This is a genomic window from Blautia sp. AF19-1 (genome assembly GCF_003479155.1).
Taxonomy (GTDB): Bacteria; Bacillota; Clostridia; order Lachnospirales; family Lachnospiraceae; genus Fusicatenibacter; species Fusicatenibacter saccharivorans.
This window is the reverse complement of sequence record NZ_QUGQ01000001.1, coordinates 1-14,306: the sequence shown is the minus strand read 5'-3', so window position 1 is coordinate 14,306 and position 14,306 is coordinate 1. Positions and strand designations below refer to the sequence as shown.

The window sequence follows — 14,306 nt, the reverse complement described above, 5'->3', positions numbered from 1 at the left end:
AAATAAAAAGAGCCTCCGGGTGTCAGAAAATCTGACATTTCCGGGGGCTTTTTGTTGCGGGCACACCAAACATGTACATGGTATATCAAACACGATCCGGATCCGGCGAATCTGGTTTATGTTTTGAATGCTATTGTTTCATCTGTACCGTATTGTTTGTGATTTTGAATTTTTTGAAACTGTTGATAAAACTTGAAATCCTGCTATACCCATACTGCTTCACATCGAAGCCCGGGAAACGGTTCCGCAGGGCATCGTGAATAATGCTGAGGTTGTCGATATGGCCTCCGTTGGAGCAGATCAGATCCGTGATACATTTTTCGATCTGCTGGCGCGATACGGTGTTCTGGCGTTCCTTTACGAGGTAATTATGACCGGTTTTCAGCACTTCGATATCGTTCATGCTTTCTAGAAACGTGGAAAGTTTGGAATAACCGTAATTTCGAACGTCAAACTCTGAGAATTTCTTCTGCAGGATACTGCCGATCTCACTAAGTGTCGTATTTTTTCCGTGATCATTGTTCTCTGTCAGTACACGGGAAACCGTCCGCTCGATTTCTGCCTTGCTTGTAATGGAAGGGGTTTCGTCCTGAGAAGTGCCGTAGCGCGCCGGATTTTCCGAGACAGCGGTAATCGCAGGGGAGATATCGTCCTCGTTCTGGGAAATGATTTCGAGAATTTTAAAGGCATCGCACGCAACGCGGAAGGAAGAAGGGGTTTTCTGCTCGCCCATGCCGAGCACAAACATGCCGGATTCACGCAGACGCTGCGCCAGCTTGGTAAAATCAGAGTCCGAAGAAACCAGGCAGAAGCCCTCCACATTTCCGGAGTAGAGGATGTCCATGGCATCGATGATCATCGCGGAGTCAGTTGAATTTTTTCCGTTCGTATTGCTGTACTGCTGGATCGGATTGATCGAGTAGCGCAAAAGCTGCTCTTTCCAGCTCTTTTTCGAGATATCGGTCCAGTCCCCGTAGATCCGTTTGTACGTGGCAACACCCTGGTCCGAAACCTCGTCCAGGATATATTTGATGTATTTCGGGGAAACATTGTCCGCATCGATCAATACGGCAAACCGGCTGTCTTTCTGTTCCATAGATTCTGTCCTTTCTGCGGCTTGAATAGTTACGAAAATAGATATCTCTAGTTTAGTACATTTCGGCCTACAAATCAACCGGGAGTTTAACCGAATCAAGTAAGTCCCCTGCTTCCATTGCGAATATCCGCTTGACAATGACAAAAAAACTTGTCAAAACTATTGACAAATAAAGTTGTCAATAGTAGAGTAGTAGATGACAAGAAAAGTTGTCAAATAGAGAGCTCATCTAAAAACAAAGTGAAAGGGGATACTGCGATGCCGCTGTACAATCAGTTAAAAGAGTACCGTTCGAAGCTTGGCATCAACCAAACCGACCTTGGAAAAATGGCGGGAGTATCGAGACAGACCATCAGCCTGATCGAGCGGGGAGACTATTCACCGTCGGTGACACTGGCATTAAAACTTGCAAAAATCTGTGAAGTAAAAGTAGAAGATATTTTTCAATATGAGGAGGATGAACCATGAAAGAAAAACAGGGGAACAAACCAAATTCCTACGGAAAGTTGATGAAACGGATGCTGATTTATCTGGGAATCGGCGGAGTCTGCGGTTTTTTTGTCGGAATTTTTATGACGTTCGGAGTGAAAAATGGCATGAGTGATCTGAGCGATCTGGTCCGCCCGCTGGCACTGCCGATCATTGCGGTAATTTTCGTTGTAAGCATTGTCCTGATGGAATTTTACAGCCGGAAATTAAAGGATACGATGAAGCATCTCGAAGAAGCAGAGGATGAACAGTACGAAGTCTTAAGCTATGAAGAAGAGAAATACGGCGCGATGCTGATGAGCTGCAATGTGATTTCGCAGGTCTGCGATATCATCGTGCTGACATTTACCTTTTCCCGTTCCTGGCTGGAAGAAGCATCGGGAAAAGAGCTCGCCGGATTCCTGGCAACCTGTGCTCTGTTTTGTATCAACTTCTTTCTCTATGGCTATTATCAGATGCGTTATGTAAAAATGGTTCAGGCAGCTCACCCGGAGAAGAGAGGCGATATGAACTCAAAAAACTTCCAGAAAGACTGGATGGCAAGCTGCGATGAGGCAGAAAAAGAGATGGTATATCAGAGTGCCTATAAGGCCTATATGGCGCTGGGCAAGATGATTCAGATCCTGCTGTGTGCGACGATGATCCTGCATCTGGTGTTCCATACCGGTATTCTCGCAGTCATTGTCGTGGGCGTCATTTATCTGACGATGACACTCACATATCATCGTTCCTGTGTAAGTCTGCAGAAAGCAAAACTGAATCTGTAATCCTGTAAATACAAAAAACTGCGTGGAATGCATTTCAGAATCGTGCATTCCGCGCAGTTTTGCGTTTGGTATGAAAAATGTCAGCTGATCGGAGCCGTCGGTATCTTTGAATTATACTTTTTGTCGATATCCTTCATGACAAACAGATACGAAACACCGGTAAAGACAGCTGCCGTCACCCAGGCTGCCGGGTCACAGAAGCAGGCGAGCGGGTAGCTGATGACTTTCATGGCAATCACAGCTACAATAAGGCGCGCAAAGAGTTCAGAAACACCGCCCATCATAGGCAGAAAGCCGTAGCCGCAACCCTGCATTGCATTTCGGAAAATAAAGATGGTACAGAGCGGTACATAAAAAAGAGCACACATATAGGAATAAGTCTTTGCCCATGGCATCATGGCGGCCATATCGACATCACCCGAGAAGAAGAGGGAAAGACATGGCTTCAGAAGAAGGAAGACGAGAACAGCGGCTGCGATCGAATATGTGATGGAAGTCAGAAGTGCAGCGCGAACTCCCTTTTTAATCCGTGGAATATCGCCCTTTCCGAAATTTTGCCCGCTGTAGGTTGCCATCGTCTGTCCCATTGCGGAAAAGCCCTGTGTGACCAGATTCTGCAGCTTACAGGCCGCCGTAAAAGCGGCAACCGCCTCCGAGCCGAACAGGTTAATGGCAGCCTGCATAATCATTGTACCGGATGCGGTGATGGCAAACTGGAGTGCCATCGGAATGCCCATCGAGAGCTGATGGCGGGAATCTGCCGCATGAAGCTTCCAGTGGTGTTTTTCCGGCCACATATCCGGCATGGAGCGATAAATATAAAAAAGACAGAGCACAGCAGAAATTCCCTGAGAGAAAACGGTTGCATATCCGGCTCCCGCAACGCCCATTTTAAAACGAATGATGAGAAGCAGATCCAGAAGAACATTTAATACAGCCGAAAAAATCAGGAACATCAGCGGAGTCTGGCTGTTTCCTACTGCACGCAGATAGGAGGAAAGCAGATTGTAAAAAATCGTAGCGATCAGGCCACCGCAAATAATCATAATATAGGTATAAGCGTCCTGAAAAATATTTTCCGGTGTGTTCATGAGATGCAGCAACGGCCGCATGGAGATCATGCTGAAGAATGTCAGGACAACCGTGAAAAGGAGAGCCAGTAGAATGCCGTTTGCCACACTTCGCTTTACTCCGCGCGTATCCTTTGCACCGAACCGTTGCGATGTTAGAACCGTAAAGCCTGCTGTGATGCCCTGCGCAAATCCAAGCACCAGGAACATAATCGTTCCCGTAGAACCAACTGCAGCCAGTGCATCCGCTCCGACATATCGGCCAACGATAATCGTGTCTGCCATGTTGTAGAGCTGCTGGAAAATATTTCCGATAATCAGCGGCAGCGTAAACTGCAGAATGACCGGAAGCGGACTTCCCTTTGTCATGTCTTTTTCCATGAGAAAACCTCCTCGAAATGATGGTAAAATAAGTTTTATCTTCGTTTAAAACGAAAGTTATTTTATCACATTCTGAAGAGGTTGTCATATCCTTATTTTGACATTTTTTCTGCGAAATTTGACGAAGGGAAAAGTGAACGACTTGAATAGACAGTTATAAAAATTTTTCATATGCAGACTTTATTTTTTCCGCCATTTGCTGCAGCCTTTGCGCGCGTAGACCGAAAATACGAACTGCAAGATCACCGCAGGAAAGTATAGTTGCGCCGCCGTCAATTTTCGGATCGAAGGCAAGAAATTCCCGGATTTCCTCCAGAAGGGTATCTGCGTGCTCCGATCGTGAGAGAAAGAGATTTACGTCTCGAGTCCCTGCGAGTGTGAATACGCACCGATTGGAAATAAAGCATCGTTGATCTGAAGAAGATAAAAATTAAGTTCGGACATAAAAAGTCTCCTGAAAATCATAAGATACGGAATGAGCCTGCCCGCGAAAAGAGGTCGGCCCATTCTTCCGAAGGTACGGACAAAAACCGCATCAGTGATGATGGTTGTGGATGGATGCGGAAATTCGCTGGTCAAAATCGAGCTTTTTCATCTCTTTTTCTTCACCGGGCTCAAAACGGACCGAAGTTCCGGAGGGAAGAATCACCGGACTCATCGGAAAAAACGGAGCAGGAAAGAGCACGGCGATCCGCCTGATGCTCGGCCTTGTAAAAGCGGAGAGCGGAACGATCGAACTCTTTGGAAAACCGATCACAGAGATCACACTGCAGGACCGGCAGAAAATCGGTGTATCGCTGGCAGAGTCGGGCTTCAACGGGCAGTTTACGATCGCGGAGCTGCTTGGCACCATCATGGGAACCGTTCCTGGACAGGCGGGAATTTTTGCGGTAAGCATCGCAGTTGTGCTGATTTCGTATGGGATCAGTGTAAGATTTATGGAGAAACGGGAGATTTAGAGAAATTCAAAGACGCCGGATTTCATGTTTGTATGTGAAATCCGGCGTTTTTGCCGTGGGGAAAAACAATACGGAAACTTGAAAAAGCTGCCGTGATATGGTATTCTCATAGAGTCGTTGACTCGAAAATAATAGAAGAAACAAGAGGAAAAACATGAAGAAATTATTTGCACAGATTGTGAAATTCGGTATCGTCGGCTTTATCAGCTTCGGCATCGACTACGTGACCGGTCTTATTGTCCTGAATCTTGTGATGGCGCTGACTTCCAGCTCTTACTTTGAAGCGGCATCCCTCATCGGTTCCGTTGCCGGATTTACCGTATCGGTCATTGCAAATTACATTTTAAGCTTCAAATTTGTCTTTGAGCGGAAAGAAGACATGAACAAAAAAGTCGAGTTCATCACCTTCGTTGTCCTTTCCCTGATCGGCATGCTGCTCAACAGTTTCCTGATCTGGATCGTCGTAGGCCCGATCTACGGCGGTAATGTTGCACTGCAGCAGAACATAGGCCATAACCTGATCTACACAATCGCGAAAGTATTCGCGACGGCGATTGTTATGGTATACAATTTTGTGACCAGAAAAATATTTCTGGAGAAAAAGTAATTTTGAAAAGAGTTTGAAAAAGGCAGCGGAGAAAAACGCTGCCTTTTTTGAAAAAAGAAAGGCTGGTGCATAAAAAATGGAACATTCGATCTTACAGACAGTATTGTGGAGTTACCTGATTTGTATTAATATCATTACCATAGCAGTCTATGGAATCGACAAACGAAGTGCGGTGCGGGGAAAATGGAGAATCCGCGTTTCCACCTTGCTTGGACTTGCGGCAGCCGGCGGCTCGGTGGGAGCCTTGCTGGGCATGCACCTGTTTCATCACAAGACAAGAAAAAAGAAATTCACGAGTGGAGTCCCGCTGATGCTGGCGGCGCAGATCCTTCTTCTTTTCTTTCTGGCAAAAGCAGGTCTGCTGTTTTTTGCATAGAGAGCAGCAGAATTTGAAAGAGGGTTAAAAAAATGAGAGAAGAACAAACGAAGGCGACAACAGAACGCCTGATTTTTCACGTAGATGTCAACAGCGCCTTTTTATCCTGGGAGTCGGTGCGGCGGATCCAAGAGGGACTGCCGGATCTGCGGGACATTCCTGCCTGTATCGGCGGCGATCCGACGAAGCGGACAGGAATCGTTGTGGCAAAGTCGATCCCGGCGAAAAAATGCGGTGTCCAGACCGGTGAACCTGTGGCAATGGCACTGCGGAAATGTCCGAACATGGTCATTGTCCCGAGTGATTTCGACCTCTACGTCAGGTGTTCCCGTGCCTTCAAGAAAATCTGCGCCTCCTACACCCCGGTCATGGAATCCTTTTCGATCGATGAGGTATTCCTCGATATGACGGGAACTTCCCTTCTGTATCCGGACCCGATTGCGGCGGCGCACGAAATCAAGGACCGGATTTACGAGGAGCTTGGATTTACCGTCAATATTGGAATCTCCACAAATAAACTCCTGGCCAAAATGGCGTCCGATTTCGAAAAACCGAACAAAGTGCATACCCTGTTTCCAGAAGAAATCCCTGCGAAGATGTGGCCTCTTCCGGTACGCGAGCTTTTGTTTCTCGGCAAAGCGTCCGAAAAGAAGCTGACCGAGGCCGGAATCCGCACGATCGGAGATCTGGCACATGCATGGGAAACTGATATTCAGACCCTGATTGGCAATAAAAACGGCCATCAGCTGTACCAGTACGCCCGCGGCATCGACGATTCCCCCGTAAAAGCACAGCCCGATGAGGCGAAAGGCTTCAGCGCAGAGACGACCTTTAACGAGGACATCGTCTCTATCGAACAGGTCGACCCGATTCTTCTCGCCCAGTGTGACATCGTGGCCGCCCGCATGCGTCGGAAAAAGAAAAAATGCACCTCCGTTTCCATAACCTTCCGCACCCTCGATTTCCGAAACCGCTCACACCAGACAAAACTTCCAAATGCGACCGATATCACAGATGAAATCTACCGCTGCGCCAAACAGCTCTTCCGCGAATCCTGGAAAGGAGAGCCCCTCCGCCTGATCGGTGTCTCCGTAACCGGCCTTACCGAAGACGATTTCGAACAGCTCTCCCTCTTCGAAGATCCCGAAAAGAAGGAGAAAAGCCGTAAACTCGATGCCGCCCTCGACGCAATCCGCCAGAAATACGGCAACGACAAAGTCACCCGCGCAAGCATCCTGAACGGAGCACAGGGAATTGCAAGAAAAGCGAAGGCACAGATGAAAAATGATGCGGAAAACTGAAAAATAATCTTCAAAGAAGGCAGCGGAGAAAAACGCTGCCTTCTTTGAAAATAAAGCAAAACAACGATAATATTCGGAAAAATGAAAATACAACAATTGATATATTTCTGAAAATAAGATATAATAATCGGAAAGAAGCACACTGGAAAGGAGGGAACGAATGAAAACATGCAAGGAAATGGCAAAGCTATGGGGCGTTACGGAACGCACTGTAACAACTTTCTGCAAAACAGGTAAAATTCCAGGAGCCGTAAAAGAAGGAAAAAGCTGGCGCATTCCGGATGAGGCAGAAAAACCAGTGGATGGCAGAGTACTGTCAGGAAAGTATGTAAAAAAAGAGGAAAAAGAAGCAAGAAAGCCACTCCCGATCGGAATATCTGGTTACGTACGGGCACAGTCGGAATATTATTATGTGGACAAGACAGGAATGATCAAAGAATTTCTGGATCGAAAACCACTGGTATCACTGTTTACGCGGCCGAGACGATTTGGAAAGACGTTGAATATGGATATGCTTCGCGTTTTCTTTGAAATTTCCGATACAGATACCAGCCAGTATTTCCGGGACAAAGAAATCTGGAGATGTGGAGAAGAATACCGAGAGCATCAGGGAAAATATCCGGTTATTTTTCTGACGTTTAAAGATATAAAATTTGCGTCCTGGGAACTGACTTTTGCAAAAATTGCAGAGCTGGTACAGGAAGAGTTCGGCAGACATAAGGAACTTGGAACGAGTGAGAAACTAGAACTATATGAGAAGGATTATTTTCGGAAAATACTGGAAGGTCAGGCAAATGAAGTAGAACTTTCTTCGTCTCTGCAGAAACTTTCCAAAATGCTTCATGAACATTATGGAAAAGCACCGATCATTATGATCGATGAATATGATGCACCGATTCAGGAAGGCTATTCGAAAAAGTTTTATGAAGAAATTGTTGGATTTATGTGGAATTTCTTTTCCGGCGCATTCAAAGACAACCGGCATCTGTCGTACGGTTTTTTAACTGGAATTCTGCGGATTGCACAGGAAAGTATATTCAGTGGTCTGAATAATCTGACGGTAAATTCCATTCTGGATGAGACATATGATAAATACTTTGGATTTACCCGTGCAGAAGTCCATAAAATGCTGCGGGATTACGGTGCTCTCGAAAAAGAAGCAGAGCTTAAAACCTGGTATGACGGATATCTTTTTGGCGCAGAAGAAATTTACAATCCCTGGTCCGTGGTCAACTATATTGCACAGGGGTGCATTCCAAAGGCATATTGGGTAAACACCGGAAAGAATGAAATTTTGGAAGAAGTTCTGAAGGCAGCGACAGAGGATGTCATAGAGAAATTGTATGCATTGCTGCAGGGAGAGCGAGTAGTTGCGAGAATTGATCAAAATGTAGTGTACTGGTCACTGCTGGAAGAGCCCGCAAGTATTTATAGTCTGCTCCTGGTCGCCGGATATCTGAAGACACCCCAAAAAGAATTGCAGACAGACGGCGCTTATCTGTGCGAGGTATCTATCCCCAACCGGGAGATTGCGGCAGTTTACAAAGCCGAGATTTTATCCTATCTGCTGCAGATTGGAGCAGTAACGAGGACAACAGCAGATCAGATTGCGGAAAGTTTGTATACGAATGACGTGAAAAAGCTGCAGAGTGCGATTGCAGAATATATGGACAAGTCGATCAGTTTTTACGATGCGGGCGCAGAAGGTTTTTACCATGGACTGGTACTGGGACTAATTGCATTGCTGGATCAACAGTATAAAATCACATCCAACCGGGAATTCGGAGAGGGACGGTACGATATCAGCCTGTTCCCGCGAGAACTCCGGTATCCTGGCATTCTGATGGAACTAAAATGGAAAAAGGGGATTACAGAAGACACACTGAAAAAATTAGCGAAAGAAGCATTAAACCAGATTGAAACACAGCGATACGATGCAGAAATGCGGCAGGAAGGGGTTAGGGAAGTCATCAAACTTGGAATCGCCTTTTCTGGAAAAAATGTAAAAATTTGGACAGTATAAAAACAGGAGAAGACAAAACAGGGGGAAGCAAAATGAAAAAATTAACAACGGCAAAGATATGGCAGTTCGCAGCAGGCCAGTTTGGATGGGCGCTGCTGTCTGGTATCATATCGAACTGGCTTCGGGGTTTTTACCATCATTGGAGGGATCACAGCCTTCGGAAGAATTTTTGATGTATTCACTGATCCGATGATTGCGTCCTGGTCAGATCGGTGCACTTCAAAAAAGGACGGCGGATCCCGTTCTTAAAAGGCACGTCCCTGCCGCTGGCACTTTCCACCGTGCTGGTGTTTTGGTCACCGGTGAATGAAAACAGCTGGATCAATGCGGCATTCGGTGCAGCTGTATTCTGCGGCGCAGGCGGACTGATACTGATGTTTTACGATGAGAAAAAGATTAACTGCGTGATGAACGGAAAAGCATAGGTCAGTACTCAGCACGGCGGCCTTTTTTATGTGTAGAAGCTATCCGGCATAAAGGAGAAAGGATCACAGGTGATACAGACCAGATGCTGCGGCAGCTGCAGTTTCACATTATCTCGAAATCAGCTCCTCCGCATGCTTTAATGCATCCGAAATATTCGAACAGAAATTTTCTTCCCCGACAAGCTCCACAAAGCCGGATTTTTTCATCACCTTCATCGGCTGCTCATTCACATGAGAGAAGACGAGGGTGATCCCTTTCGATTCGTAGAGCTTCGTCAGATTCTGGAGTGCATTCATGGCTGTACTGTCGATCGCCGGTACGCTCCGCATCCGGAGAACGAGACATTTTGTGAAATCCTTTACCACGATGTGCTCAATCGCATCCGCCGCGCCAAAGAAGAGCGGTCCTGTGATCTCGTATACACGGATTTCCAGCGGCAGCTTCTGCAGATGTTCATCCACCGCCGGGGAATCATCGTCCACATAGACCCAGCTGTCGGCGTGCGTCCGCCGTTTTTGATATTTGCCGCCGTTCTGGCAATCGCTCCCGTAGCCGGAATACCGCCGAAAAGCGCAGAAGCAATATTTCCGGCACCCTGTGCAATCAGCTCTGTATCCGAACGATGCTTGCTGTTGATCATGCCGTCCGCAACAACACAGGAGAGAAGCGACTCAATCGCCGCAAGCACCGCGATCGTAAACGCATTTGGAATCGCCGACTGAATCAGTTTCATGTCAAAAACCGGCAGATGAAGCGCCGGAAGCAAGAACCTTTCAAGTATAGCATAAGAGACGGGAAGCAGGAAACCTTAAAAGGAATTGTTTACCTTTCTATACAATCATGTTATGCATGACATTGCACACAGCCGGCAGAAAAATCCGAATGGAAAATTTTTCTGTCACTTTTTTGATTTTTTCAGTGACTTTCCTCTATGATCTATGGTACACTAATCCATGCGCGTTAAAAACGAGAATAGAATATCAAATGGAGGAAATCTCAAAATATGAGCAAAAAGAAAGGCGAAGGCCTGAAATCATTCAACAGGGGATTTGACGTGCCGGATACCTACATTATCATCTTTTTTGTGGTAGTTATCGCGGCCGTCATGACCTTCCTCGTCCCGAAAGGCTATTACGAGACGGAGGATGTCACGTACCTGATGAACGGGGTAGAAAAGACCCGTACCGTCATCAAAGACGGAAGCTTCCAGTATCTGACCGATGCTGCAGGAAAACCGGTCACAGAAGGCGTTTCACTGTTCAGCGGCGACGGCGGAACCGGATTTTTCAATTACATGTATAACGGAATTATCAGCAGCTCCGCCATCGAAATCATCGCATTTCTGATGGTAGTCGGCGGCGCTTTCGGTATCATGATCCGCACCGGAGCCGTTGAAGCCGGTCTGATCGGCCTGATCCGTAAAGCAAAAGGAGCCGAAAAACTGCTGATCCCGGTCCTTTTCGTCCTGTTTTCCCTCGGCGGAGCCGTGTTCGGAATGGGAGAAGAGGCCCTTCCGTTCACCATGATCCTCTGCCCGCTGTTCGTCGCTGTCGGATACGACACGGTCATTGCCGTGCTTGTCACGTACGTCGCAACACAGATCGGCTTCGGATCCTCCTGGATGAACCCGTTCTCTGTCGGAATAGCACAGGGAATCGCCGGCGTTGACGTCTTCTCCGGCGCAGGTTTCCGTATGGTGATGTGGGTGGTGTTCACCGCTCTTGGCTGCGGCATGACCATGTTCTATGCAGCAAAAGTCAAAAAGACCCCGGAAATCTCCGTTGCCTACGAAAGTGACCAGTATTTCCGTGATCAGAACGAAAAAACAGGCATCGACGAGGGCCATTCCTTCGGCATCGGCCATATCTTAGTTCTGGTAACACTGGCCGTTACCGTTGTCTGGGTCATCTGGGGCGTTATGGCAAAAGGCTATTACATGGCCGAAATCGCAACCCAGTTCTTCATCATGGGAATTGTGGCAGGTGTGATCGGTGTCATTTTCCATCTGAATGACATGAAAGTAAATGATATTGCCGTTTCCTTCAAAGACGGCGCAAAAGACCTGATCGGCGCAGCACTCGTTGTTGCGATGGCACAGGGCATCATGCAGGTGCTCGGCGGTTCTGATCCGACCACACCGACCGTTATCAACACCATTATGTACGGCATCTCACAGGCACTGGCCGGTCTTTCCGGTGCAGCCGCAGCCGTGCTGATGTATGTGTTCCAGTCGGTCTTCAACTTCTTCGTCGTATCCGGCTCCGGTCAGGCGGCGATCACCATGCCGATCATGGCACCGCTCGCGGATCTTCTCGGCGTATCCCGCCAGACATCCGTCCTTGCGTTCCAGCTCGGTGATGCCTTCACAAACCTGATCGTCCCGACCTCCGGCTGCCTGATCGGCTCCCTGGCGATTGCAAAAATCGAGTGGTCGAACTGGATCAAATTCATGTGGAAATTCTTAGGGATACTGATGATTGGAGCAGTCATTACGATTCTGATTGCGGTTGCCATTGGATTTTAAGAGGAGTGAGAGAAAATGATATTATTTCAGAACATAGACGTCTATGCGCCGGAATACCTCGGAAGAAAAGACGTTCTTACTGTGTATGATAAAATTGTCAAGATCGCAGATGCCGGCACGATAACGGCAGACGGCCTGCTCTCTGGCACGGAGACCGTAGACGGAACCGGACTTGTCCTGACACCTGGCTTTGTCGACTGCCATGTTCACGTGCTCGGCGGAGGCGGCGAGGGCGGCTTTGCCAACCGCACCCCGGAGGCGACGATGGAAGGCCTGAACAAGTTCGGTGTGACAACCGTTGTCGGCTGCCTCGGAACTGACGGCATTGGCCGTGACATGTGCGCGCTCGTGGCAAAAACAAAAGGCCTCCGGGAGCAGGGCATGTCCGCCTGGTGCTACACCGGCAGCTATCAGGTTCCGGTGCGTACACTGACGGATGGAATTACGAAAGATATCATGATGATCGAAGAAATTATCGGAACCGGCGAAATCGCCATCTCGGACCACCGATCCTCACAGCCGACCTTCGAAGAATTCGCCCGACTGGCAGCAGACACGCGCCTCGGAGGTGTTCTTTCCGGGAAAGCGGGAGTGATCAATGTCCACCTTGGCGACGGTGCAAGATGTATGGAGCTGATCGAACGCGTCATCAGCGAAACCGAAATCCCGGCCAGCCAGTTCCTCCCGACCCATGTCAACCGGAACGAGAAGCTGTTCCAGAAGGCAATTGAATACGCCGTAAAGGGCGGTGCGGTCGATTTCACCGGAAATGAAGAGATCGATTACTGGGAAACTGTCTGTGATGAAGTCCGCGTGTGCAAAGGAATCCGCCGCATGCTGGATGCAGGCGTGAACCCGAAACACATCACCATCTCATCCGACGGTCAGGGCAGTCTGCCGATCTTTAATGAGAAGGGAGAATTCCTGCGGATGGGCATGGGCCAGTCGAGCTGTTTGCTGAAAGAAGTAAAAGAATGCGTGGAGAAAGCGGGAATTCCGCTGGAAACCGCAATTTCGACGATTACGGCAAACCCGGCAGAGATCCTGTCACTGAAAGGAAAAGGAAAAATCCAGGAAGGGTTTGATGCAGATCTTTGCGTACTGGATCAGGGAATGGAGATTCAGGAAGTCGTTGCACGGGGGAAGACGGTGTATCGGAAATAGCATATTGGTAATATTGGGAAAAGGTCACAGCTTTGCGGAGCTGCGGCCTTTTTTGATGGGAATGCCTGCGGAAAGAATGTTTTACAATAGTATTTTGTAAGAAGGTACGATATAATGAACATATATCTTGCGACAGGGAAGGAGAAATTGCAGTGTCGGAAATAAAACTTTTTGAGGTCGGAACGGTTGTGAAAGAGCGCACCTCTTCCACGGTAGTATTGGAGAAACAACTGCAAACAACGATAGAGCAGAACATGGAGACATTTTTCGGCGTTCGTTTTCTGAAAAGTGAATATATGATCACATCCGGAAGAATGGACAGCATCGGAATTGATGAAAATAATAGCCCAGTGATTTTTGAGTATAAGAGAAGCTCGAGCGAGAACGTAATTAATCAGGGATTATTCTATCTGGATTGGCTTTTGGATCACAAAGCGGATTTCAAACTGCTTGTGATTGAAAAACTGGGTATGGAAGTAGCAGACCAGATTGATTGGTCGGTGCCTTGTGTGATTTGTATTGCAAATGATTTTACGAAATACGACGTGCATGCAGTGAATCAGATGCAGAGGAATATCAAGTTGGTGAAATATCGGAAATATGGGGAAGATCTGTTGCTGTTTGAACATCTGAACACACCGGTGGCAAAGCCAGTAACGGAAACATCAACCATTTCAACAACAAGTAGTACATACACACAGAAAACACATTTAGAGAAGCTGTCATCAGCAAGCAGCCATTTCAAAACATTATATACGGCGCTTTGTGACTACATCGAATCGCTGGGAGACGATCTTGTTCCAAACCAATTGAAGCTGTATTTGGCCTATAAGAAAGTGCAGAACATTTTCTGCATTGAAATTTATAACAAACAGATCCTGCTCCGAATGAAACTCGACCCGGACACTGTTGAACTGGAAGAAGGATTCACAAGAGATACCCGCGGGATTGGACATTACGGAACGGGGGAGCTAGAAGTGTCAATCAAGACGGCAGAAGACTTTCAGAAGGCAAAGAAGCTGATTGATCGGGCGTATCAGGAGACGTTATAAAGCATGGTAAAAACTGGACTGTGATAGAATGAGAATGGTGTCGCAAGCCAAACTCAAAATCAAAGGAGGCG

Annotated in this window: 12 protein-coding genes and 2 pseudogenes; 11 read left to right on the top strand and 3 right to left on the bottom strand. The window is 47.4% G+C overall.

Annotation, left to right across the window (positions count from 1 at the left end; all coding sequences use genetic code 11):
• Positions 1–130: 130 nt before the first annotated feature.
• Entirely contained in the window at positions 131–1,096 is a 966-nt protein-coding gene (locus tag DWX26_RS00075) for an NYN domain-containing protein (protein WP_117814396.1), read from the bottom strand.
• Between the two features lie 258 nt (positions 1,097–1,354).
• On the opposite strand from DWX26_RS00075, the gene DWX26_RS00070 reads away from it, so the two are divergent.
• Both DWX26_RS00070 and DWX26_RS00065 read left to right on the top strand, forming a co-directional pair.
• Positions 1,355–1,564 carry a helix-turn-helix transcriptional regulator gene (locus tag DWX26_RS00070; RefSeq protein WP_055228608.1) on the top strand — a complete coding sequence of 70 codons (210 nt, stop codon included), beginning with the start codon at positions 1,355–1,357 and terminating at the stop codon, positions 1,562–1,564.
• Positions 1,561–2,352: a DUF3169 family protein gene (locus DWX26_RS00065; RefSeq protein WP_118600448.1), complete on the top strand. Its 792-nt coding sequence runs from the start codon at positions 1,561–1,563 to the stop codon at positions 2,350–2,352. Before DWX26_RS00070 ends, DWX26_RS00065 begins: the two co-directional genes overlap by 4 nt.
• 80 nt (positions 2,353–2,432) lie before the next feature.
• Here DWX26_RS00065 and DWX26_RS00060 read toward each other — a convergent pair whose 3' ends face one another.
• Positions 2,433–3,803: an MATE family efflux transporter gene (locus tag DWX26_RS00060; protein WP_118600446.1), complete on the bottom strand. Its 1,371-nt coding sequence runs from the start codon at positions 3,801–3,803 to the stop codon at positions 2,433–2,435.
• A gap of 554 nt (positions 3,804–4,357) precedes the next feature.
• On the opposite strand from DWX26_RS00060, the gene DWX26_RS00050 reads away from it, so the two are divergent.
• The 6 genes and pseudogenes from DWX26_RS00050 to DWX26_RS17600 all read left to right on the top strand — a co-directional run.
• Entirely contained in the window at positions 4,358–4,762 is a 405-nt protein-coding gene (locus DWX26_RS00050) for an ATP-binding cassette domain-containing protein (protein ID WP_118600444.1), read from the top strand.
• Between the two features lie 154 nt (positions 4,763–4,916).
• Positions 4,917–5,369, top strand: a complete 453-nt coding sequence (locus tag DWX26_RS00045; protein WP_118600442.1) for a GtrA family protein — start codon at positions 4,917–4,919, stop codon at positions 5,367–5,369.
• Between the two features lie 76 nt (positions 5,370–5,445).
• Complete coding sequence (locus tag DWX26_RS00040; RefSeq protein ID WP_118600440.1) at positions 5,446–5,745, top strand: DUF1294 domain-containing protein; 300 nt, start codon at positions 5,446–5,448, stop codon at positions 5,743–5,745.
• Positions 5,746–5,777: 32 nt separating this feature from the next.
• A complete protein-coding gene (locus tag DWX26_RS00035) occupies positions 5,778–7,046 on the top strand; it encodes a DNA polymerase Y family protein (RefSeq protein WP_118600438.1) in 1,269 nt (422 codons plus the stop codon).
• Between the two features lie 160 nt (positions 7,047–7,206).
• Positions 7,207–9,069 (top strand): AAA family ATPase, encoded by a 1,863-nt coding sequence (locus DWX26_RS00030; RefSeq protein ID WP_118600436.1) that lies wholly within the window; start codon positions 7,207–7,209, stop codon positions 9,067–9,069.
• Positions 9,070–9,101: 32 nt separating this feature from the next.
• Positions 9,102–9,404 (top strand): annotated as a pseudogene (locus DWX26_RS17600) (MFS transporter); the annotation flags it as partial.
• Positions 9,405–9,602: 198 nt separating this feature from the next.
• Here the strand turns inward: DWX26_RS17600 and DWX26_RS17805 are convergent.
• Positions 9,603–10,258 (bottom strand): annotated as a pseudogene (locus DWX26_RS17805) (SulP family inorganic anion transporter); the annotation flags it as partial.
• 240 nt (positions 10,259–10,498) lie between these two features.
• On the opposite strand from DWX26_RS17805, the gene yfcC reads away from it, so the two are divergent.
• From yfcC to DWX26_RS00005, 3 genes are all read left to right on the top strand, one after another.
• The gene (gene yfcC, locus DWX26_RS00015) at positions 10,499–12,019 is read left to right on the top strand and encodes a putative basic amino acid antiporter YfcC (protein WP_118600434.1); all 1,521 of its coding nucleotides are present in this window, start codon (positions 10,499–10,501) and stop codon (positions 12,017–12,019) included.
• Between the two features lie 15 nt (positions 12,020–12,034).
• On the top strand, positions 12,035–13,183 hold the full coding sequence (gene iadA, locus DWX26_RS00010) for a beta-aspartyl-peptidase (RefSeq protein WP_118600432.1): 1,149 nt from the start codon (positions 12,035–12,037) through the stop codon (positions 13,181–13,183).
• A gap of 152 nt (positions 13,184–13,335) precedes the next feature.
• A complete protein-coding gene (locus DWX26_RS00005) occupies positions 13,336–14,235 on the top strand; it encodes an endonuclease NucS domain-containing protein (RefSeq protein WP_117509176.1) in 900 nt (299 codons plus the stop codon).
• Positions 14,236–14,306: the final 71 nt, after the last annotated feature.